At 60.0% G+C, this 20,492-nt stretch carries 16 protein-coding genes (1 of these 16 running past the window's edge); 6 read left to right on the plus strand and 10 right to left on the minus strand.

Annotated elements, in window-relative coordinates; genetic code table 11:
- Positions 1 to 1,418, plus strand: the 3' portion of a protein-coding gene (locus tag ACIK7D_RS19460) for a M23 family metallopeptidase (protein ID WP_137005340.1). Its footprint begins 529 nt before the window's first position; 1,418 of the gene's 1,947 nt are visible here — the last part of the coding sequence; the start codon falls outside the window, past its left edge; it ends in the stop codon at positions 1,416 to 1,418.
- Between the two features lie 87 nt (positions 1,419 to 1,505).
- Here the strand turns inward: ACIK7D_RS19460 and clpB are convergent, their stop codons facing one another.
- From clpB to ACIK7D_RS19490, 6 genes are all read right to left on the minus strand, one after another.
- Positions 1,506 to 4,130, minus strand: a complete 2,625-nt coding sequence (gene clpB, locus ACIK7D_RS19465) for an ATP-dependent chaperone ClpB (protein ID WP_400157128.1) — start codon at positions 4,128 to 4,130, stop codon at positions 1,506 to 1,508.
- 367 nt (positions 4,131 to 4,497) lie between these two features.
- A complete protein-coding gene (locus tag ACIK7D_RS19470) occupies positions 4,498 to 5,289 on the minus strand; it encodes a DUF4167 domain-containing protein (protein WP_400157129.1) in 792 nt (263 codons plus the stop codon).
- Between the two features lie 395 nt (positions 5,290 to 5,684).
- Positions 5,685 to 6,554 (minus strand): peptide chain release factor N(5)-glutamine methyltransferase, encoded by an 870-nt coding sequence (gene prmC / locus ACIK7D_RS19475; RefSeq protein ID WP_400157130.1) that lies wholly within the window; start codon positions 6,552 to 6,554, stop codon positions 5,685 to 5,687.
- Positions 6,551 to 7,630, minus strand: coding sequence for a peptide chain release factor 1 (gene prfA / locus ACIK7D_RS19480; RefSeq protein ID WP_065657303.1), 1,080 nt, complete (start codon positions 7,628 to 7,630; stop codon positions 6,551 to 6,553). The genes prmC and prfA overlap by 4 nt, the downstream gene beginning before the upstream one ends.
- A 130-nt stretch (positions 7,631 to 7,760) precedes the next feature.
- Positions 7,761 to 10,028 carry a phosphoenolpyruvate--protein phosphotransferase gene (gene ptsP / locus ACIK7D_RS19485; protein ID WP_080820072.1) on the minus strand — a complete coding sequence of 756 codons (2,268 nt, stop codon included), beginning with the start codon at positions 10,026 to 10,028 and terminating at the stop codon, positions 7,761 to 7,763.
- Between the two features lie 174 nt (positions 10,029 to 10,202).
- Positions 10,203 to 11,480 (minus strand): aspartate kinase, encoded by a 1,278-nt coding sequence (locus ACIK7D_RS19490; protein WP_003522538.1) that lies wholly within the window; start codon positions 11,478 to 11,480, stop codon positions 10,203 to 10,205.
- Between the two features lie 390 nt (positions 11,481 to 11,870).
- Here ACIK7D_RS19490 and ACIK7D_RS19495 point away from each other — a divergent pair, with 390 nt between their 5' ends.
- Positions 11,871 to 13,718 carry a DEAD/DEAH box helicase gene (locus tag ACIK7D_RS19495; RefSeq protein ID WP_137453327.1) on the plus strand — a complete coding sequence of 616 codons (1,848 nt, stop codon included), beginning with the start codon at positions 11,871 to 11,873 and terminating at the stop codon, positions 13,716 to 13,718.
- Between the two features lie 102 nt (positions 13,719 to 13,820).
- On the opposite strand, the gene ACIK7D_RS19500 is transcribed toward ACIK7D_RS19495, so the two are convergent.
- Positions 13,821 to 14,270: a hypothetical protein gene (locus ACIK7D_RS19500; RefSeq protein ID WP_400157131.1), complete on the minus strand. Its 450-nt coding sequence runs from the start codon at positions 14,268 to 14,270 to the stop codon at positions 13,821 to 13,823.
- Positions 14,271 to 14,374: 104 nt separating this feature from the next.
- On the opposite strand from ACIK7D_RS19500, the gene ACIK7D_RS19505 reads away from it, so the two are divergent.
- Complete coding sequence (locus ACIK7D_RS19505; protein ID WP_400157132.1) at positions 14,375 to 15,016, plus strand: TetR/AcrR family transcriptional regulator; 642 nt, start codon at positions 14,375 to 14,377, stop codon at positions 15,014 to 15,016.
- Between the two features lie 66 nt (positions 15,017 to 15,082).
- On the opposite strand, the gene ACIK7D_RS19510 is transcribed toward ACIK7D_RS19505, so the two are convergent.
- Positions 15,083 to 16,321, minus strand: coding sequence for a saccharopine dehydrogenase family protein (locus tag ACIK7D_RS19510; protein WP_400157133.1), 1,239 nt, complete (start codon positions 16,319 to 16,321; stop codon positions 15,083 to 15,085).
- A gap of 60 nt (positions 16,322 to 16,381) precedes the next feature.
- Positions 16,382 to 17,479, minus strand: a complete 1,098-nt coding sequence (nspC, locus tag ACIK7D_RS19515) for a carboxynorspermidine decarboxylase (RefSeq protein ID WP_080820065.1) — start codon at positions 17,477 to 17,479, stop codon at positions 16,382 to 16,384.
- 272 nt (positions 17,480 to 17,751) lie between these two features.
- Between nspC and ACIK7D_RS19520 the strand changes: the two genes are divergently transcribed.
- The 3 genes from ACIK7D_RS19520 (at position 17,752) to galE (ending at position 19,709) form a co-directional block, all read left to right on the plus strand.
- Positions 17,752 to 18,096: a YqjD family protein gene (locus tag ACIK7D_RS19520; RefSeq protein ID WP_120947720.1), complete on the plus strand. Its 345-nt coding sequence runs from the start codon at positions 17,752 to 17,754 to the stop codon at positions 18,094 to 18,096.
- 10 nt (positions 18,097 to 18,106) lie between these two features.
- Positions 18,107 to 18,544 carry a hypothetical protein gene (locus tag ACIK7D_RS19525; protein ID WP_400157134.1) on the plus strand — a complete coding sequence of 146 codons (438 nt, stop codon included), beginning with the start codon at positions 18,107 to 18,109 and terminating at the stop codon, positions 18,542 to 18,544.
- Between the two features lie 181 nt (positions 18,545 to 18,725).
- Positions 18,726 to 19,709, plus strand: coding sequence for a UDP-glucose 4-epimerase GalE (galE, locus tag ACIK7D_RS19530; RefSeq protein WP_135398518.1), 984 nt, complete (start codon positions 18,726 to 18,728; stop codon positions 19,707 to 19,709).
- Positions 19,710 to 19,814: 105 nt separating this feature from the next.
- On the opposite strand, the gene ACIK7D_RS19535 is transcribed toward galE, so the two are convergent.
- Entirely contained in the window at positions 19,815 to 20,390 is a 576-nt protein-coding gene (locus ACIK7D_RS19535) for a PRC-barrel domain-containing protein (RefSeq protein WP_080821033.1), read from the minus strand.
- Positions 20,391 to 20,492: the final 102 nt, after the last annotated feature.

Here is a 20,492-nt window from a genome sequence, read left to right on the forward strand (position 1 = left end):
TCAGCCTGAAGACTGTCGCCTTTCCCGTCCAGCACTCCAAATATGCCTTCGCCGGCTCCTTGAGCTTCGACGAGGTCGAGGAGGCGGTGCGCTCGAACGGTTCGATCCTGACGGATGGCAACGAGCAGCTGGCCGCGCTCTATTACATCGACCCACGCCGTTTCGATAATGACGACGGCGATGTCGACATTACCGCGGGCCTTGCCGCCCGTGTCGTCGAACAGAACATGTCGGTCTCGACCCCGCAGTCCGCCTCGGTGCCTGTCAAGGAATATGCCGACGACGTGATCCCTGCCCGCCAGACCGAGACCATCGAAGCCGCCCTTTTCGGCGCCGGCTATTCCAAGGTGCAGTCCTCGGAAATTGCCGGGTTGTTGTCGCCGCAAATCCAGTCGAACAATGTCGAAAGCGGCGATGTGCTGCGCGTCGGCATTATTCAGGAAGACGAGAAAAGCGATATCGTTCGCGTCAGCCTTTACCGCAAGGGCCGCCACATGGTCACCATGGCCATCGATGACAGCAAGCGCTTCATCAAGGCCAGCGAACCGCCGAAGCTCGATGCCGTGGCGACCGCTTTCGACAGCACGCCGGCGCCTGCCGCCGGACGCGATCTGCCGAGCGTTTATGACGGGGTCTACCGTGCGGCCCTTGCCTACGGCATGAACCAGGGCATGGTTTCGCAGCTCATCAAGCTTCTGGCCAGCAGCGTCGATTTTCAGGCGCAGCTCAAGCCGGCGGATACGCTGGAAGCCTTCTTCTCCGTGGAAGACGCGGATGGCAAGGCAACGGACAAGTCGGAACTGCTCTACGTCAACGCCAAATTCGGCGACAACGAGACACGTTTTTACCGGTTCCAGAACCCGGACGACAACAGCATCGATTATTTCGATGAAAACGGCAAAAGCATCCGGCAGTTCCTGTTGCGCAACCCGGTTCCGAACGGCCGGATGACATCCGGTTTCGGCATGCGCCGCCATCCGGTTTTGAAATTCAGCCGCATGCATACCGGCACCGACTGGGCCGCCGCCCGCGGCACGCCGATCATCGCGACGGGCAACGGCACTGTCGAGAAGGCCGGATGGGCCTCCGGTTACGGCAACCAGACGCTGATCCGCCACGCCAATGGCTATGTCTCTTCCTATAACCACCAGAGCGCCATCGCCAAGGGCGTCACCGAAGGCGCAAAGGTCCGGCAGGGCCAGGTCATCGGTTACGTAGGATCGACCGGTCTTTCGACCGGCGCGCATCTGCATTACGAGCTGATCGTCAACGGCACCAAGGTGGATGCGATGAAGGTGCGCCTGCCGGGCGGCAAGTCACTTTCCGGCGAGGCGCTGGCGCGTTTCTCCGACGAGAGAAAGCGCATCGACAATCTGCTGAATATTGACGAAAAGCCCAATCAGGTGGCGAGCCGCTGATCTGCGGGCAGACCCGAACGACAATCCCGGTCATGTGAAAAGGGCCCGGTCATATGAAAAGGGCTCCGTTTCCGGAGCCCTTTCATTTTATGCCGCATCGGCCGTTTCAGCTTCGGCCTCACTCTTGGCGGGCTTGACCTTGAACAGCAACCGGTCCGTGCCCGAGGTCACCTTGACCCGCGATCCATCCGGGACTTCGCCGCCGAGGATCATTTCGGCAAGCCTGTCCTGAACCGCCTTCTGGATAACCCGCTTCAGCGGACGCGCGCCGTAAGCCGGATCGTAACCCTTATTGGCAAGCCAGTTGCGGGCATCCTCATCCAGTTCGAGCGAAATCTTGCGATCGCCGAGCAGCGAGATGAGACGCTTCAGCTGGATTTCGACAATTGCACCCATTTCGTCGCGCCGCAGGCGGTGGAAGAGGATGATATCGTCGATACGGTTGAGGAATTCCGGCCGGAAATGCGACCGGACCCGCTCCATCACCAGATCGCGAACCGAATCCACATCGTCATTGTCGCCCATCTGCGTCATGAATTCCGAACCGAGGTTCGAAGTCATGATGATGATGGTGTTCTTGAAATCGACGGTGCGGCCCTGGCCATCCGTGAGGCGGCCGTCATCCAGCACCTGCAAGAGGACGTTGAACACATCCGGATGCGCTTTCTCGATCTCGTCAAACAGTACGACCTGATAGGGCCGGCGGCGAACCGCTTCCGTGAGCGCGCCGCCCTCTTCGTAACCGACATAGCCGGGAGGCGCACCGATGAGCCGGGCAACGGAGTGTTTCTCCATATATTCCGACATGTCGAGGCGAACCATCGCGGTTTCGTCGTCGAACAGGAAGCGGGCCAGCGACTTGGTCAGCTCGGTCTTGCCCACACCCGTCGGGCCAAGGAAGATGAACGAACCGATCGGGCGGTTGGGATCCTGAAGGCCGGCGCGCGAACGGCGAACCGCCTTGGAAACCGCCTGAACGGCCTCGCCCTGCCCGACAACGGACTTGGCGAGCTCGTCTTCCATGCGCAGCAGCTTTTCGCGCTGGCCTTCCAGCATCTTGTCGACAGGAATACCGGTCCAGCGGGAAACGACATGGGCGATATTGTCCGCCGTCACCACTTCCTGAACCATCGAGCCGGCACCGCTGCTATCGCGGGCTTCCGCCGCAGCCAGTTCCTTTTCGAGACCGGGAATGATGCCATAGGTCAGCTCGCCGGCGCGCTGGAACTGGCCATTGCGTTGGGCAATCGCCAATTCGTTGCGGGCTTCGTCCAGCCGCTTCTTGAGGTCGGCGGCATGGCCGAGCTTCTGCTTTTCCGCCTGCCAGCGGGCCGTCAGCGCATCCGCCTTTTCTTCCGTATCGGCCAGTTCGTCCTCGAGCTTCTTCAGCCGGTCGGCGGACGACTGGTCGGTCTCCTGCTTCAGGGCTTCGCGCTCGATCTTGAGCTGAATGATGCGGCGATCCAGTTCGTCCAGTTCTTCCGGCTTGGAATCCACCTGCATGCGAAGACGCGAAGCGGCCTCATCCATCAGGTCGATTGCCTTGTCGGGGAGGAAGCGGTCGGTGATATAACGGTTGGAAAGCGTCGCAGCCGCAACCAGGGCCGAATCCGAGATACGGACCTTGTGGTGCTGTTCGTATTTTTCCTTCAGCCCGCGCAGGATCGAGATCGTGTCCTCAACGGTCGGCTCATCGACGAGCACCGGCTGGAAACGGCGGGCAAGGGCCGGGTCCTTTTCCACATGCTTGCGGTACTCATCGAGCGTGGTGGCGCCGACGCAGTGCAGCTCGCCACGGGCAAGCGCGGGCTTCAAGAGGTTGGACGCATCCATCGCGCCATCGGCCTTGCCGGCACCGACCAGCGTGTGCATCTCATCGATGAACAGGATGATGCCGCCATTTTCGGCCTGCACTTCATTGAGCACAGCCTTCAGACGCTCTTCGAACTCACCGCGATATTTCGCACCGGCGATCAGCGCGCCCATATCGAGCGCCATCAGCTTCTTGTCCTTCAGGCTTTCCGGCACGTCGCCATTCACGATGCGCAGCGCAAGGCCCTCGGCAATCGCCGTTTTACCGACGCCTGGTTCACCGATCAGCACGGGATTGTTCTTGGTGCGGCGCGAGAGCACCTGGATGGTGCGGCGGATTTCGTCGTCGCGGCCGATCACCGGATCGAGCTTGCCTTCGCGGGCCTCTTCCGTCAGGTCGCGAGCGAACTTCTTCAGCGCATCGAAGCCCTGTTCGGCATTGGCGCTGTCAGCCGTGCGGCCCTTGCGGATATCGTTGATGACCTGATTGAGCGCCTGCGCCGTTGCGCCGGCCTTCTTCAGGGAAGCCGAAGTGGTGGCGGAGCTTTCAATCGCAAGCGCCTGCAGCAGACGCTCGACAGTGACAAAACTGTCGCCGGCCTTCTTGGCGAGATCTTCCGCAGTCGAGAACACTTTTGCGAGCGGCGCGGTGAGCGAAAGCCCGCCATTGCCGCCGGAAACCTTGGGCAATTTCGCAAGCGCCGCATCATTGGCAAGACGCGCTTCCTTGGCGTTGCCGCCGGCGCGCTCGATCAGCGATGCCGCCATGCCCTGTTCGTCATCGAGCAGAACCTTCAGAACGTGTTCGGGCGAAAACTGCTGATGGTTCTCCGCCAGCGCAAAGGTCTGCGCCGATTGCAGAAAACCGCGAACGCGCTCGGAGTATTTTTCAATATTCATAGTCGAACCTCCATAAACCGGCCCGCCCGCTTTCGGCACGGCTCCGGGTGTTAGGGTTGAGGCTCCCTCAAAGGCAAGCCCCGCTACGACAGTCGCGTTTTAAAAGGATTTCACGATCGCCGCCTCTAGAAGATCGGTTGCCGGCGAATGCGGCTTCCGTCCTTCCTGCACGAATATGGGAGGCATTTTCATCGGTTTAAAGGGGAGAAAATCCACCGTCCGGGAAATTTTCACATGATTTGACAGGCATCAATTCGACATCTGAAATCACGTGGATTGCTGGCGGAATGTTCATAACCAAGCGCCAAAAACAAAAAACTCCGGCAAGCCGGAGTTTTTCGATCACAGAGTGATTTGCGGAAGCTGCTTATTCGGCAGCATTCTCGAGCGTGGCAGGTGCAGCGTCTTCACCGGCCGGCGCATCTTCGCCTTCGGCGCCTTCCGCAGCGGCGGTGCGGCGCGGGCGGCGCTGGCGCGGTCCGGTTGCACGGCGCGTCTTCGGTGCGCGTTCGCCCGCCGGAGCTTCCGCCTGCTGCTGCTCTTCCTCGACGGCGACTTCCATGGGCGTGCCTTCGATGACGGGCTGCGGCGCCTGGCTGGCGTCATAAACCGGCGGCTGCTGTTCGGCGGCTACCTGCGGCTGGCGCGGCTGGCGCTCCTGCCTCTCGCGGCGGTCCGAACGCTCACGACGCTCCTGGCGCTGTTCGTTCCGCTCAGTACGCTCCTGACGTTCCGGCTGCTGCGCGCGCTCGGCCTGCTCGGCCTGCTGCTGCGGTGCAACGACGCCTTCATCGCCGTCGTTCACATCCATATCGTCGCCATCGGCAGCATTGTACTCGCCGCGGTCGTCGCGCTGGAAGCGTTCCTGCATCTGGGCCTGAGCCGAAGCGATGATGCGGTTATAGTGTTCAGCGTGCTGCAGATAGTTCTCAGCGATCACGCGGTCGCCGGAACTCTGCGCGTCGCGCGCCAGAGCCGCGTATTTTTCCGCTATGTGCTGGGCTGTGCCACGGATTTTAACATCGGGGCCGGAACTGTCATAAGTCCTGGTGAGCGGGTTGCCGCCCTTGCGGTTGAAGTTGTTATTGTTACCGCCACCATTGTTATTGTTGTTGTTTCCACGCCCCCGGCCGCGCTTGTTTTGCTGTCCTGGCCTCATCAATTGCTCACCTGAATTCTGTTTTGCTGACAATCTGGTTGTTTTCATGCAATTCCGGGCGGAAAACCGCTGGAAATTTTTCCTGAAATTGCTCCATCACGCGCCTTGCCGAAGATAACCCCAGGGCAAGACCTCGCGTATGACGACCGGCTGCGCAAATGCTGCACCGAGCCGCCTGCGAACAAAGTTTACTGATTCACATGCCGGAAACGCCCAGCCTTTCAGGGCTCTTTAAAGAACCCGCTTCGGGACTGACCCATACCCTGACGAATCTGCGTTCGTCCTCAGCCACCCGGCATGTGGCCGCAAACTATCCCGCTTCCCGCGGAAATCCAAGCCTTTTCTTTTGCTGTGCAAAATATCCTTGCAAAAATCCGCAGACATATCGCGAACAACTATCTCCGGAAGGTCAAAACTCTGTCGTTACCGCCATAATCCTTCACGGCGTCCAGAAGAGAGAAGCCGTGGGAAGCAAATATAGCGGAAACATCAAGCCTTTGATCGAAACCGATCTCCACACCGACAATCCCGTTTTCCACAAGAAAGCGGCCTGCATCGGCAGCGATGAGGCGGTACGGTGCAAGGCCGTCCTGACCTCCATCCAGCGCCGCCATCGGGTCGTGGATACGAACCTCCTGGTCAAGCGTTGCGACGATATCAGTCTTTATATAAGGCGGATTCGACACAATTATGTCAAAGCGGCCAGAGATTTTTTCAAACCAGTCGCTGCGGATAGCCTCGAAGCGCGCGCCGAGATCGTTTCGGGCCGCATTCCGGGCCGCCGTTTCCAGCGCATCGTCGGAAATGTCGCTGCCGATACCGGTTGCTTCGGGGCATTCCTTCAACAGCGCCAGACAGATCGCGCCGGTCCCGGTGCCCATATCCAGAATGCGGGCGCTGCCCTTGGCGGAAACGGTTTTTTTCAGCGCCGGCAACAGGGTATCGACAAGAACCTCCGTATCCGGCCGGGGTTCGAGCGTCTCCTTCGACAAAAGAAGGTCGAGGCTATGAAATTCCCGGTGGCCGAGAATACGGTGAACGGGTTCGCCATTCGCCCGTCTTTCGATCATGGCCGCGATACGGGCGCTTTCTTCCGGCGTAACGGCACGATCAGGCTTCATCACGAAATCGGTCAATGAAAAACCGACGACCTCCGCAATCAAAAGCCGCGCATCGAGAAACGGATCGGCGATCCCCGCCGCCTGCAGCCTTTTGCGGGCTGCGGCAAGCGCGCTTGCAACACTCGCTTCGGCCGCCGTGCTCAAAGCTGTTCGCCGAGCTGTGCAAGCTGTCCGGCCTGATAGTCGGCGATCAGCGCATCCACAAGTTCATCGATCTCGCCTTCGATCATCCGGTCCAGCTTGTAGAGCGTGAGGTTGATGCGGTGATCGGTAACGCGGCCCTGCGGGAAGTTATAGGTACGGATGCGCTCGGAACGGTCGCCGGAACCGACCTGGCTCTTGCGGTCGGCTGAACGTTCGCTCTCCACCTTCTGGCGTTCGATATCGTAAAGCCGCGAGCGCAGAACCTGCATGGCCTTGGCGCGGTTCTGATGCTGCGATTTCTCCGAGCTGGTAACGATCAGGCCCGTCGGCAGATGGGTGATGCGAACGGCGGAGTCGGTGGTGTTGACGTGCTGGCCGCCCGCACCCGAAGCACGCATCGTGTCGATGCGAATGTCTTCCGGGCGGATTTCGATATCGATATCTTCCGCTTCCGGCAGCACCGCAACGGTGGCAGCAGACGTGTGGATGCGGCCGCTCGCTTCCGTTTCCGGCACACGCTGTACCCGGTGCACGCCGGATTCGAATTTCAGCTTGGAGAACACCCCTCGCCCGCTGATCGTGGCGATAATTTCCTTGTAACCGCCCGCTTCGCCCTCGCTTGCGGAAAGTACTTCCACCTTCCAGCCCTTGGTCGAGGCGAAGCGCTCATACATGCGGAACAGATCGCCGGCGAAAAGGGCTGCCTCGGACCCGCCGGTACCGGCGCGAATTTCGAGAATCGCGCTTTTTTCGTCCGCCGCATCCTTCGGCAGCAGCAGAACCTGCATGTCCTTTTCAAGTTCGCCGATGCGGACCTCGACATCCGGCAGCTCCATTTCCGCCAGGTCGCGCATGTCCTTGTCGGTCGACTTGTCGGCCAGCAGCGCCTCGAGATCGGCGGCCTCGGAAACCGCTTTCTCGTAGTCGCGGATTTTCTTCACCACCGGCTCGAGTTCGGAATATTCCGAAGCCAGCTTCACATAGACATCCGCGGCAGGCCCGGCCGACATACGCGCTTCGATCTCACCGAAGCGCCTTTCCAACTCGCGCATTTTTTCGACGGGAAGCTTCGCCACCAGTCACTCCAATAATGAAACAGGTCTTTTAGAGCGTTTTCGCTTTTCTTCGAAACGCGAAAACGCTCTAACTTTTTGCTTTAACGCATTTCCGGACGGAAAACCGGGGTCCACTTTTCCTGGAAATGCTCTAAATGGGAATGGAATGCGTCGCGGCAAAGCGTAACAACACCTCGCGCGCGCTTTCCAGCGAATTATGGTCGTCCAGCGCCGCGTTCAGCTCTTCGGCCAGGCGCGCGGCATCGAGCCCGAGCAGCATGGCCTTGACCGGACCGATGGCCGTCGGCGACATGGAAACAGAACGGAAGCCGAGGCCGATCAAAGCCATGGCCGAAAGCGGCTTGCCCGCCATTTCGCCGCACAGCGTGACCGATGTATGGTGCCTTTCGCCGGCGCGGACGATATCGCGCAGAATACGCAGGAACGGCTTGCCGAGATTGTCGAAACGATCCGAAACACGCGCATTGCCGCGATCGACCGCCATCGAGAACTGGAACAGGTCGTTCGAACCGACGGAGACGAAATCCACCTCCTGCATCAGCTCATCGAGCTGCCACATCAGCGATGGCACTTCCAGCATGGCGCCGAATTGCAGCTTTTTCGGCAGCGCATGGCTGAATTTCGAAAGATGCTGCACTTCCTTTTGCAGAAGATCGCGCGCGGCGCGGATTTCCGAGACTTCTGTCACCATCGGCAGCATCATGCGCAGTTCGGCACCCGAGGCGGCGCGCAGCAGCGCGCGCATCTGCGTGCGCATCAGGCCCGGCCGGTCGAGCGACAGGCGGATCGCCCGCCAGCCCAGTGCCGGGTTTTCCTCTTCCTGACCGCGCATATAAGAAACGACCTTGTCGCCGCCGATATCGAGCGTGCGGAAGGTGACGCTCTTGCCCTTCGCCTGCCGCAGAACGGACCGGTAGAACGCCTCCTGCTCCTCGCCCTTCGGCATGTTGGAGGCGATCATGAATTGCAGCTCGGTGCGGAACAGGCCAATGCCGTCGGCGCCGGATTCGTCGAGCTGCGGCAGGTCCACCAGAAGACCCGCATTCATCTTCAGATTGACCTTCTGGCCATCCCTGGTGATCGGCTCGACATTGCGCAGCGCGCGGAACTGCTCCTGCCGACGGGCGCGCAGGCGCACCTTTTCTTCATAGGCACGCTGCAAATCCGACATCGGGCGCAGATGCACCTGGCCGTCATCGCCATCGATAATGATGGGATCGTTGTTTTCCGCCAGAGCGACGATACCGGTCGCCTGGCCGATGATCGGAATGCCCATGGCGCGCGCGACGATGACGACATGGCTCGTCACCGCGCCGTCTTCGAGCACCAGACCACGCAGTTTTTCACGCGGGTAATCGAGCAGTTCGGCAGCACCCATGGCGCGCGCCAGAACGATGGCGTCGAGCGGGAAATCCTGCTCCGGCCCACGACCGCCAAAACCGATCAACTGACGCAGCAGCCGGTTGGCGAGATCGTCGAAATCATGCATGCGCTCGCGCAGATAAGGATCGGTCAGGCGCATCATGCGCGCCTTGGTGTCGCTCTGCACCTTCTCGACCGCCGCTTCCGCCGTCAGGCCGTTGCGGATCGCCTCTTCCATGCGCCGCACCCAGCCCTGGTCGTGGGCGAACATGCGATAGGTTTCCAGAACCTCGCGATGCTCTCCCTCGGTCGGCACATCGCGGCGCTGCAACATATCGTCGATGGACAAACGCAGCGAACCGATGGCATCGGCAAGACGCCGGATTTCCGTATCGGCATCTTCATTGAGCAGATTGGTGACGACGATGCGCGGATCGTGCAGCACGACGTGGCCAAGACCGATGCCTTCGCCATAGCCGTCGCCATCGATGGAAACGGCGCGCGTCAGATCCAGCTCCACCCCGGGGCGGGTGATCTTCTTCAACTCGCCGCTCGCCACTATTTCGGCAATGAGCATCGCGGTTGTCTCAAGCGCTTCCACTTCATCCTCCCGGTATGTTCGGCTGGCCTTGTTCTGGACCACAAGAACGCCAAGAGTGCGACCGGAACGCAAAATCGGCACGCCGAGGAAGGAATGATAAATTTCCTCACCGGTTTCAGGAAGATAGCGGAAAGCGGGATGCGCCTGCGCATCGGAAAGATTGAGAGGTTGGGCGGAAGCGGCGATGGTGCCGACAAGACCTTGCCCCATTTTCAGCTGGGCAAGATGCACGGCATCCTTGTTCAGACCTTCGGTAGCGTAAAGCTCGAGCACGCTGTCGGAGCGCAGCACATAGACCGAGCAAACCTCCGCCACCATGTTGCTGGCAATCTGACGGACGATCTGGTCCAGACGGTCCTGCGGTTCAAGGTGCTCCGCCATCATTTCGCGCAGCCGCTTGAGCAGGACGCGCGGACCTGCGGAAAGGTCTCTCATCGCGTTTGCTCCCCGACACTTCCGATCCGAATGTCATAATATTCGAGAATCAAAAGGTCATTTAAAAATTTATAGCGCGAGAAGCGCGTCCCGCAAGGGACACGCTTTCATGAAACGCCACATCGGAAGAACGCAACTCCGAAGAATCGGAGCATCGGGAACCGATGTCTCGGCTTAGCTCTTATCGAGACCGTAGGCGGAATGCAAAGTGCGAACCGCAAGTTCGGCATAGGCGCCGTCGATCAGGATCGAAATCTTGATCTCGGAGGTGGTGATCGCCTTGATGTTGATGTTCTTCTCGGCAAGCGCCTTGAACGCGCTGGCGGCAACGCCGGCGTGGCTGCGCATGCCGATACCGATGACCGAAACCTTGGCGAGACCGGTCTCGTTCTGCGCGACGTCGAAGCCGATCTGGGCCTTGTTGTCTTCCAGAAGCTTGATCGCCTTGGCAACGTCGCCCGAAGGAACGGTGAAGGTCATGTCGGTGCGCGAACCGTCTTCGGAGATGTTCTGCACGATCATGTCGACGTTGATATGCGCTTCGGCGAGCGGTCCGAAGATCGCGGCGGAAACGCCCGGACGGTCGGCCACGCGGCGCAGCGAGATCTGTGCTTCATCCTTGGCATAGGCGATGCCGGTTACGACTTCCTGTTCCACGATTTCATCCTCGTCACAAATCAAAGTACCGGGCGGGTTGATGAGGTCGCCCATGCCCGGCGCATCGGGATCCTCGAAACTGGAGCGAACGAAGGTTCGCACCTTGTGTACCATGGCAAGTTCGACCGAGCGAACCTGCAGAACCTTCGCGCCGAGAGACGCCATTTCGAGCATTTCCTCGAAGGCGATCTTCTTCATGCGGCGAGCCTTGGGCTCGATGCGCGGATCGGTCGTATAAACGCCGTCGACATCGGTATAGATGTCGCAACGATCCGCCTTGACAGCAGCGGCAATCGCAACTGCGGACGTATCCGAACCGCCGCGGCCAAGCGTCGCGATGCGGTTGTCAGGACCGATGCCCTGGAAACCGGCGACAACGGCCACCTGGCCTTCACCCATGCGATGGATGATATCCGAACCGTCGATTTCGAGAATGCGGGCGGCGCCATGCGCATTGTCGGTGCGGATCGGGATCTGCCAGCCCTGCCAGGAGCGCGCATTGATGCCCATGGATTGCAGCGTGATCGCCAGCAGACCTGACGTCACCTGCTCACCGGATGCGACGACCGCGTCATATTCACGCGCATCGAAAAAGGAGGCGGCGTTGGCGCCGGCCACCTTCGCGGCGTTCTGCACCCAGTCCACCAGCTCGTTGGTTTTGCCGGACATGGCGGAAACGACCACGGCCACTTCATGGCCGGCATCCACTTCGCGTTTCACATGCCGTGCGACATTGTGAATGCGTTCGAGGTTCGCGACGGACGTGCCGCCGAATTTCATGACAATGCGAGCCATAGCCTTGACCAGTACCATCCCATTTTCCCGCCGGCTCCTTCAAAGAGCGGACGGACAAGAACAAACCCAGTCGGCTCTTCCTGACAAAGAGCCTCAAGTTGCGGGTCTCTTAGCGAAAAGGCGGGGGGCACGCAATGCCGTTTATGAACCATGCGGTACGCCTTTTTCGCGGCATCGCTCCGGAACAATGGCGGGATGAAAACGTCGACGGGATAAAGCACCCGCAAAAGAGCGTACCGCAGTGCACTGTACAAATGGGCCCATTCGCAGTATGAGCGCGGCAATGCAACCGGCCAGATGGCCGAAATGGCCTGTATCGGCTGCCCCGGAGACTTTAGGATCTATTGGTTTCGGGCGGATGCGGGCGGCTTCATATCCGAAAGACGGTAGATGACAGACACCCAGGGTATCGCCCCGGCGATCGCGCAGGCGTTGGAAAAACGCGGCTATAAAGATTTGACCCCCGTGCAGCAGGCGATGCTTGCGCCGGAACTCGCCGACAAGGATGCGCTGGTTTCCGCGCAGACCGGTTCCGGCAAGACGGTCGCCTTCGGCATTGCGCTTGCGCCAACGCTGCTGCCGGAAAATGGCCGCTTCGGTCAGGCTTCCGCACCCTTGGCGCTCGCCATCGCGCCGACCCGCGAACTGGCCATGCAGGTCAAGCGCGAGCTGGAGTGGCTCTATGAATTCGCCGGTGTCTCTATTGCCTCCTGCGTCGGCGGCATGGATGTGCGCAACGAGCGCCGGGCGCTGGAGCGCGGCGCTCACATCGTCGTCGGCACGCCGGGGCGTCTTTGCGACCACATCAAGCGCGGCGCGCTCGATCTGTCGTCCATCCGCGCCGTGGTGCTGGATGAGGCGGACGAGATGCTCGACCTCGGCTTCCGTGAAGATCTGGAATTCATTCTGGAAGAATCGCCGGAAACCCGCCGCACGCTGATGTTCTCGGCCACCGTTCCGCGCAGCATCGCCAAGCTTGCGGAAAGCTACCAGAAGAACGCCGTGCGCATCGCCACCGCTTCCGAACAGAAGCAGCATGTCGATATCGAATACCGCGCCATGCTGGTGACGCCGGCCGACCGCGAGAACGCCATCATCAATGCGCTGCGCTTTTATGAAGCCCGCAACGCCATCGTCTTCTGCTCCACCCGTGCGGCTGTGAACCATCTGACGGCGCGGCTCAACAATCGCGGCTTTGCCGTCGTGGCCCTTTCCGGCGAACTGACCCAGAACGAGCGCACCCATGCGCTGCAGGCCATGCGCGACGGCCGCGCCCGCGTCTGCGTGGCGACCGACGTTGCCGCCCGCGGTATCGACCTGCCGGGTCTCGAACTCGTCATCCACGCCGACCTGCCGACCAATTCCGAAACGCTTCTGCACCGCTCCGGCCGTACCGGCCGCGCCGGTCAGAAGGGCGTCAGCGCCATCGTGGTGCCGATCAACCAGCGCCGCAAGGCGGAGCGCCTTCTGGAAGGGGCCAAGGTCAGCCCGGCATGGGTACGTCCGCCTTCCGCCGAAGAGATCGTCGAGCGCGATGGCGCCCGGCTTCTGGCCGACCCGTCGCTGACCGAGGCCGTGGCCGAGGACGAACGCGATTTCGTCAACAAGCTGCTCGAACAGCACGGCGCGGAAAAGGTCGCCGCCGCTTTCGTTCGCCTGTACCACGCCGGACGTTCCGCGCCGGAGGACATCGCCGAAGTCTCGCTCGACAACAACCGCAAGCCGCGCCGCGACAGTTTCGAAACGGTCGAGAACAACGCGCCGCGCCGCGAACGCTCCGATTTCGCCGACAGCGCCTGGTTTTCGCTTTCGGTCGGCCGCAAGCAGAGCGCCGAACCGCGCTGGCTGATCCCCATGCTCTGCCGTTTCGGCAAGATCACCCGCCAGGATATCGGCGCGATCCGCATGCAGCAGACGGAGACCTTCGTGGAACTGGCGGCCGATGCCGTCGACCGTTTCACCTCCGCCATCGGCAAGGACATGACGCTCGAAAAGGGCATTCGTCTGAAGGCGCTGGAAGGCAAGCCGGAAATGACCGGCGGCTTCCGCGAAGACACGCGCCCGGCCAAGGCACAGCGGAAATTCAGCAAATCGGACAATGCAAGCGGCCCCCGCGACGACCGCAAGGGCGACGACAAGCCCTGGAAGAAGAAAAAGCCCTTTGGCGACAAACCGAAATACGAGGGCAAGAAGGACAAGCCTTTCGAGAAGCGCGGGCCGAAGCCGACGAAGGGCTGAGGACGCCCCGGCTTTCAGGCTTATCGAGATAAAGGTCCCGTTTGCGCGGGACCTTTTTTATTGCACCATTCTGCGACATGTCCGCTGCTACCGCTCCTGCGGTCAGTCTTTGGTCGTCACTTCGACAAGCGCCGTGACCGGCTTGCCGTCGACCAGAACAGGCCGATGGTGGTCATCTGCCAGCAGAATGCCGATAACGTGCCTGCCGTCCGGGTTTGGGCAATGTCCGAACCGTGCCTTGATGAGATCACCGCCGAAGTCGCTGTTCATGCTGTTATAGGCGCGGCCGGGAATGTTGCATGTGTCGCCCGAAGGGTCGATTTTCATATGCACATGGCCGCATTGGCCGTCTCCTCCACACTGCCCGGCGGGAAGCAGCTTGAAGCTGCTCTTGACGACGACGCCAATAGCCCGTTCGGGATCATTGCCCAATTCGATGACGTCACCAGCCTTCGGCCACACGATTTCCAGCTTTGGGCTGTCCTGCGCATGAGCGGCGACGATCGGGAAAAATGCAAATGCGAGAGTGATTTTTAGAACCGGGTGCAACATTGAAATCTCCATATCTCAATGTAATCGATGATTACATAAAGCTTCATTTCGACGCAATAAAATAATCAGTGATTACATCCCAGTTTGGTGCTACCCGATGGCCTATGGAAAAAGCTCAGGACAAGAAGACGGGACGCGACAGGCCCTACCACCACGGCAACCTTGTCGATGAACTTGTCGCGGCAACAATCGCAATCATCGAGGAACGGGGTGCTGAAAATGTTTCCGTCCGTGAGGCCGCCAAACGTGCCGGCGTCTCGCCGGGAGCGCCTTTCAGGCATTTCCGTTCAAAAACGGCCCTGATGACTGCTGTCGCGGAGCAGGCGATGAACCGGCTGACCGAATCCGTCGAAATCGCGAGAGCGCAGGCTGAGGGCGACGACCCGCTTGCCGCCTTCGAAGCCATCGGCCACGGTTATCTGCGCTGGGCGCTGGCCAACCCGACGCATTTCGAGGTCATAAGCTCGCGAACGCTGATCGACTTCAATTCGTCCGATATTTTACGGGAGCAGAACGACGCCATAAGGCGCTCGATGATAAATCTGCTAATGCAGGCGCGTGAAAACGGCCAGCTCCCCCACGGCCTCGATCTGGATCAGCTGGTGCTGGGCGCCCGCGCTCTGGTCTATGGCCTTGCCCGCATGGCGATAGACGGACATTTTCCGGAATGGCACGTCGCCGAGCCTCCTTCGGAGGCGATGCATAAAACGCTGCATCTGTTCATAGGGCAACTCACCAAAAGCTGAGGCCGCCATTAAAAAAGCCCCGCTTTGGCGGGGCTCCATTGTCTCTATCGATCAGAACACCATCACTCAGAATGTGAGCGCGCGGTCGCCGTTTTCGTCCTTGATGCGGTTCGGAAGGCCGATCTTGTTCAGGATGTTCAGGAACGGCTTCGGCGGAAGTTCTTCAACATTCGCCATCTGCTTCACGTCCCATTCGCCAGTCGCGATGAGCATGGCAGCGGCGACCGGCGGAACGCCGGCGGTGTAGGAAATGCCCTGCGAGCCGACTTCTTCATAGGCTTCCTTGTGGTCGGCCACGTTGTAGATGAAGACTTCGCGCTCCTTGCCGTCCTTGATGCCCTTGACGATATCCCCGATGCAGGTCTTGCCGACATAATCGGGCGCCAGCGAAGACGGATCGGGCAGCACGGCCTTGACGACCTTCAGCGGCACGACTTCAAGGCCTTCAGCCGTCTTGACCGGCTTTTCGGACAGGAGGCCGAGGTTCTTCAGCACGGTGAAGACGTTGATATAGTGATCGCCGAAGCCCATCCAGAAGCGCACATCGGCGCCGTCCATGTTCTTGGACAGCGAATGCACCTCGTCGTGGCCGGTCATATAGGCCTTCTGCTTGCCGACGACAGGCAGGTCGAATTCCTGGCCGACTTCGAACATCTGGTTCGTCTGCCACTCGCCATTCTGCCAGGAGTAGACGACGCCCGTGAATTCGCGGAAGTTGATTTCCGGATCGAAGTTGGTCGAGAACCAGCGGCCGTGGCTGCCGGCATTGATATCGACGATATCGACCGAAGTGACCTTGTCGAAATAATCATCCTTGGCGAGACGCGCATAGGCGTTCACCACGCCCGGATCGAAGCCGACGCCGAGAATGGCGGTAATGCCCTTTTCCTTGCACTCTTCCGCGCGCTTCCACTCGTAGTTTCCGTACCACGGCGGCGTCTCGCAAATCTTGGTCGGATCCTCGTGGATCGCCGTATCCATATAGGCAACACCCGTGTCCATGCAGGCACGAAGAACGGACATGTTGACGAAAGCCGAACCGACGTTGATGACGATTTCCACGCCGGTTTTCCTGATCAAGGCTTTCGTCGCCTCGATATCCATCGCGTCAAGCGCATGGGCCTCAAGTTTCACATCTGTCTTGAGGCTCTTCTTTTCGCGTACGGACTCGACAATCTTGCGGCACTTTCCCAAAGTCCGTGACGCAATATGAATGTCTCCCAATACATCGCTGTTCTGGGCGCATTTATGCGCCACGACCTGTGCTACGCCACCGGCGCCGATGATCAGAACGTTCTTCTTCATTTCAGGTGATGCCTCCTTTTCCCCGCAGGGATGAGCTTCGTTTCATGTTAAAAACAGGGTTTAAGACAGGCTTTGCTCGAAATCGGCAAAGTCGAATTCACGAACGGCGCGAACGGTGCCGTCCAGTTCCTTGATGGCGATGGTCGGCATCTTCACGCCGTTGAACCAGTTCTTCTTGACCATGGTGTAGCCGGCCGCGTCCTGGAAGGAGATGCGGTCACCGACCTTCAGCTCCTTGTCGAAGCGGAAGTCGCCGAAAATATCGCCCGCAAGGCAGGATTTGCCGCAGACCATGTAGGGATGCTCGCCTTCGTTCGGCGAAACCTTGGCGGTTTCGCGGTAGATCAGCAGATCGAGCATATGCGCTTCGATGGAGCTGTCGACGATGGCGAGGTTCTTGCCGTTGAACAAAGTGTCGAGAACCGTCACCTCAAGCGTCGTGCTTCTGGTGATCGAGGCTTCGCCCGGCTCCAGATAGACCTGCACGCCGTATTTTTCCGAGAACGCCCGGAGGCGATCGCAGAACTGGTCGAGCGGATAATTGTCGCCGGTAAAGTGAATGCCGCCGCCGAGGCTCACCCATTCCGCACGCGACAGCAGCGATCCGAATTTCTCCTCGATCTGCGTCAACATGCGGTCGAACAGGGAAAAATCGCTGTTTTCGCAATTATTGTGGATCATGAAGCCGGAAATACGGTCCATGACCTTGTCGACCTTGGCGACATCCCACTCGCCAAGGCGGCTGAAGGGGCGCGCAGGATCGGCAAGATCGAAGCTCGAAGAGCTGACCTGCGGGTTGAGGCGCAGACCGCGCGTGATGCCGGAGGCCTTGTCGGCGAAACGCTCGAGCTGACCGATGGAATTGAAGATGATCTTGTCCGCATTGGCAATCACCTCGTCGATTTCATAATCGGCATAGGCAACGGAATAGGCATGGGTCTCGCCGCCGAATTTCTCACGGCCGAGACGCACTTCATAGAGCGAGGACGAGGTGGTGCCGTCCATATATTGCGACATGAAATCGAACACCGACCATGTGGCGAAGCACTTCAGCGCCAGGAGCGCCTTGGCGCCGGATTTTTCCCGCACATAGGCAATCTTCTCCATGTTGCGGAGAAGTTTTGTCTTGTCGATGAGGTAATAGGGCGTCTGGAGCATGTCGTTTCACATATTGATTGAAGTCAAGGTACGTCTCGATGATGGGCCTTATAGGATGCTTGTGACAGGAAAACAAATGTCCGGCACCGAATTCCTCGAAAATCGCCCCGAGCCGAAGTGCCATCAAGAAAACCCGTCCCGTTGCGGAACCAAGCCGGCATCGGCGCGTTTGACTGACGGACAGGCGGGTGTTTCGGCCGCCTAAACGAAGCTTCACGGACGGCGGTGACGTGTCGTCGTCCTCATCAATGATGTTCAGGAAGGACCTCCCTATGGCAAGCGTGCGTAGCAACGTCAGCGACAAGATCCAGCAATCCCTCGAAAACGGCGACGCGGCCGATGTGGCAGCGCAGCTCGCCCAGCTTCGCGAAGATCTGGCTAGTCTTGCCAAGAGCGTGAAGGCGCTCGGCGTCGGCGCTTCGCATGAGCTGAAGGCGCAGGCTGCCCGTGTGGCCGATGACGCCCTTACCGCATCCGGAGAAATGGCCGACAGCGTCCGCAATGAAATCTCCACGCTCAACGATAACCTCACCGACCACGTCCAGAAGAACCCGCTCCAGTCCCTCGGCATCGCCGTCGGCGTCGGTTTCGTGCTCGCCCTTCTGACGCGTCGATAAGGCCGCGCTCATGCTTGAGGCATTGCTGGTCTATCTGGGGGAGACCCAGCGCGAGGGGCGCGTCGTTACACGGCGATTGCGCGCGACCATAATCCTGTCGGTTCTGACCGGGATATTTTTCCTGATCGCCTTCATCGCCGCTGTGGTGGCTGGGTCCATCTATCTTGCCCGGCATGTGGGTGCAGGCCCTGCGGCGCTCGTCGTCGCCGGGACCGCCTTCCTGCTCGGCGTCATCATGCTGGTGGCGCTGGCGATCGTCAAACGTCCGAGGGTCTATGCCGCACGGCCCGCTGTCGCGCCTTTGACGGCGGCGCCGGTTGCCGCAGCGCCGCTCGCCCTGCAATCGCTGCTGACGCTAGCGATCCAGGCGCGTCCCTATGCGACGCTCGCCGTGGCTGTCGCGGCCGGTTTCCTGGCCACCAGGGTCAATACGAAAAAGTCCAAGTAATTTCTTGGCGACACGACAAGGCAAACCGCGCGTCCAGACGATGGATGCGCGGTTTTTTTTATGTTACCCGCGAAGGATAGACTGGTTGATGGCGTTACCCGCCACGCCGCCCTTATTTGAACAAAGTCACATACAGTCTCGGGCAGTCTCGGCGCGTCCGTAATTTTCTGAAAGGCAATTGATGAAGAAGAAAGTCCTTGTCGTCGGCGGTGCCGGCTATATCGGTTCGCACACCTGCCTTCTCCTGTCTGAACGAGGATATGAACCGGTCGTTTTCGACAATCTGTCCAACGGGCATGAGGAATTCGTCCGCTGGGGGCCCTTCGAACAGGGCGATATTCGCGACCGGGCGCGGCTGGACGAGGTCTTCGCCAAACACCGGCCGGAAGCCGTTCTGCATTTCGCCGCGCTGATCGAAGTCGGTGAATCGGTCAAGCAGCCCGTGGCTTTCTACGACAACAACGTCATCGGCTCGCTCAACCTGCTCTCCGCCGCCATCGATGCCGGCGTCACGGCCTTCGTTTTCTCCTCCACCTGCGCAACTTACGGCTTGCCGGAACAGGTGCCGATCGACGAGACGCACCGGCAGGCGCCGATCAACCCCTATGGCCGCACAAAATGGGTGGTGGAGCAGGCGCTGAAGGATTACAGCACCTATAAGGGGCTGCGCTCCGTGATGCTGCGCTACTTCAATGCCGCCGGTGCTGATTTCGAAGGCCGCATCGGCGAATGGCACAAGCCGGAAACCCACGCGATCCCGCTTGCCATCGAAGCCGCGCTCGGCCGGCGTCAGGGTTTCAAGGTATTCGGCACGGATTACGACACGCGTGACGGCACCTGCGTGCGCGACTATATCCACATTCTCGATCTCGCCGATGCGCATGTGCGGGCGGTGGACTATCTGCTGGATGGGGGAGAAACCGTCGAACTCAACCTCGGCACCGGCACCGGCACCACGGTAAAGGAATTGCTGGCGGCGATTTCGGAAGTCTCCGGCCGCCCCTTCCCCGTTGAATATACCGGGCGGCGCGACGGCGATTCCACGACGCTGGTCGCCAATAACGACAGGGCGAAAGAGGTTCTGGGCTGGGAGCCGCGCTATTCCCTGTCGGATATCATCAAATCCGCCTGGGCGTGGCATTCGTCCCGCAATGCCGGGGATTGAACAGCCGGCGAACAATCATAAAAAAAGACACCGGCCTGTTGGCCGGTGCCTCCCGCGGGACAGCTGATTGAAGCCGGTCCCGCTCCTGCCTCCCAGGGATGGGAATTAGGGCTTGGTGGCGGACGTCGTCGTGCTGTCGGGAGCCGCAGGTGTTGCCGCATTCTTCTCGCTGGCCTTCTGTTCCAGCGTCTTGAATTCGGGAGCGGCCTTCAGCGTTTCCGCCGTTTCCGTCGTTGTCAGGCGGATGGTGCCGTCCTGCGCGTTGCGCGTCATCGTCACCTTGTCCATCGGAACGGCAACGTCCTTTGCGCCGATACCCAGGAAGCCGCCCACACCGATCACGGCCGCAACCAGACCACCGTCTTCTTCCATGATCAGGTTGGTGACGTTACCGATGCTTTCATCGGCCGCAGTATAGACCGACTTGCCGATATAATCGTTAGCGCTGACCTGCGTTTCGCCCTGTTCGGTCAGATAGGCGCCGCCCGTCGTCGTGGCCGCGCTGTCATTGGTCGAAGGAGCGGCAGGCGTCATCGGGGTGGCAGGCGGGGTTGCCGGCTCCGTCTGCGTACTCGGATTTGCCGGCGCAGGCTGGGTGGTGCCCTGAGCGATGGCCAGCGGCGCGAAAGCCGTCGTTCCCATCAGAGCGGCAGTGACGAGGATCGTAAGTTTCTTAGCCATTTCGTACCTTCCTTTCATCGTTCTCAACTGGCCGGCGGCGATGAATTTCATGTCCGCTCCTCGGCCGGTTCGTCTGGCAAACGGGTTGGTCGTTGAAATAGT

Origin of the sequence: Agrobacterium sp. P15N1-A, assembly GCF_044626815.1 — a bacterium.
GTDB classification, from domain to species: Bacteria; Pseudomonadota; Alphaproteobacteria; order Rhizobiales; family Rhizobiaceae; genus Agrobacterium; species Agrobacterium leguminum.

Excerpts from the sequence above, each read along its gene's own strand:
- clpB (WP_400157128.1), bottom strand. The coding sequence starts at position 4,130 with ATGAATATTGAAAAATACTCCGAGCGCGTTCGCGGTTTTCTGCAATCG.
- ACIK7D_RS19525 (WP_400157134.1), top strand. The coding sequence starts at position 18,107 with ATGCTTGAGGCATTGCTGGTCTATCTGGGGGAGACCCAGCGCGAGGGG.
- ACIK7D_RS19470 (WP_400157129.1), bottom strand. The coding sequence starts at position 5,289 with ATGAGGCCAGGACAGCAAAACAAGCGCGGCCGGGGGCGTGGAAACAAC.
- ACIK7D_RS19500 (WP_400157131.1), bottom strand. The coding sequence starts at position 14,270 with ATGTTGCACCCGGTTCTAAAAATCACTCTCGCATTTGCATTTTTCCCG.
- ptsP (WP_080820072.1), bottom strand. The coding sequence starts at position 10,028 with ATGAGAGACCTTTCCGCAGGTCCGCGCGTCCTGCTCAAGCGGCTGCGC.
- ACIK7D_RS19495 (WP_137453327.1), top strand. The coding sequence starts at position 11,871 with ATGACAGACACCCAGGGTATCGCCCCGGCGATCGCGCAGGCGTTGGAA.
- ACIK7D_RS19510 (WP_400157133.1), bottom strand. The coding sequence starts at position 16,321 with ATGAAGAAGAACGTTCTGATCATCGGCGCCGGTGGCGTAGCACAGGTC.
- nspC (WP_080820065.1), bottom strand. The coding sequence starts at position 17,479 with ATGCTCCAGACGCCCTATTACCTCATCGACAAGACAAAACTTCTCCGC.
- ACIK7D_RS19520 (WP_120947720.1), top strand. The coding sequence starts at position 17,752 with ATGGCAAGCGTGCGTAGCAACGTCAGCGACAAGATCCAGCAATCCCTC.
- ACIK7D_RS19535 (WP_080821033.1), bottom strand. The coding sequence starts at position 20,390 with ATGGCTAAGAAACTTACGATCCTCGTCACTGCCGCTCTGATGGGAACG.
- ACIK7D_RS19505 (WP_400157132.1), top strand. The coding sequence starts at position 14,375 with ATGGAAAAAGCTCAGGACAAGAAGACGGGACGCGACAGGCCCTACCAC.
- galE (WP_135398518.1), top strand. The coding sequence starts at position 18,726 with ATGAAGAAGAAAGTCCTTGTCGTCGGCGGTGCCGGCTATATCGGTTCG.
- ACIK7D_RS19490 (WP_003522538.1), bottom strand. The coding sequence starts at position 11,480 with ATGGCTCGCATTGTCATGAAATTCGGCGGCACGTCCGTCGCGAACCTC.